Raw genomic sequence first — 1,063 nt, 5'->3', positions numbered from 1 at the left:
TTCTGTTTTTTCCATTTTTTGCTGTTTTCGCTATAAATCCAACCAATTGAGTTCAAATTTCAGCATCGTTTTATTTTTGATGACAAAGTGATGCGGAAACGATGCGGGGCAAAACCGCCGGTATTACTGGTCTTATTTATATCTGGCATCGATTCATCAAAAAAAGAAGAAATTATTGAAGGCTTTTTTTCTTTAGTTGCAATCATCATTAACCAAATTGGTGAGAATCTTACGGCAGCGCCTATAAACAGTGGGCTGGCAGACGGCATCACTCCCGCATCGTTTCATCGTTTTCCAGATCCTCAAAATGCCGAAGCAAGAAGGATTTTTCAATTGTATAGTAGCGACCCTTGGTGGGAATTAATTCCAGCCCTCCATCTTGCCAGATGACCATTTTTTGGTACTTGCGGGAATTATCCTGGTTGTTTAATTTCCAGTCCTTCTTTAGAATTTGTCGCAACTGGGTAAGGTCTGTTCTAATCCGTGTACGGTTTAAAACCTGAAGAGCATCCAAAGGACATAGATTTACTTCATCTACATCAAAGGTCTCCATCAAGCTAAGGAGTATACTGGCCAATTCTTTTTCCACACGGTTTCGGTTATTGCGCATCAAATTTTTCAGGGCATTGGTATTAATCTGCTCCGGAGTAAACCACATTCGGGTTTTATGGGCTGTAGCTAATTCCCGGTGCTGCAGGTAAAATAAGAATGCCGGAATTTCTTCTTTTAGTCGCTCTAAAAATTGGATTTCTTCGGTTTTAAGGCTAGGTATTTTAAGCACCCAAAAACGGGTTTCGTCACTATCGATCTTTATGAAGTTATCTTCATTATTACTACAGAGGATAAACTTTGCAAAGAATTCAACCTCCCGCTTATCCTTACCTTTGGCTTCCAGTTTATTATAATCGGTAGTACTTAAGTATTTAATTCGCTCGGTGAGTTCTTCCTTATTGAACAGTACTTCATCTATACAAATGAGCAGCTTGTTTGCCCAATCTGCATTAAACTGACTGCTGAAATTATCATTGGTCAGATAGGTCAGGTTATTATCGAAAATAGCTTT

1 protein-coding gene is annotated in these 1,063 nt (G+C 38.9%); it reads right to left on the bottom strand.

Annotated features, from left to right (window positions below):
• Positions 1 to 268: 268 nt before the first annotated feature.
• Positions 269 to 1,063, bottom strand: a 795-nt coding sequence (locus BM266_RS16890; protein WP_245760486.1) for a primase-helicase family protein, incomplete at its 5' end; no start/stop codon positions are given.

It is taken from the genome of Salegentibacter flavus, from assembly GCF_900115145.1.
Taxonomy (GTDB): domain Bacteria; phylum Bacteroidota; class Bacteroidia; order Flavobacteriales; family Flavobacteriaceae; genus Salegentibacter; species Salegentibacter flavus.
Note: the sequence above shows the minus strand (reverse complement) of the source record. Positions and strands in the feature narration are given on the sequence as shown.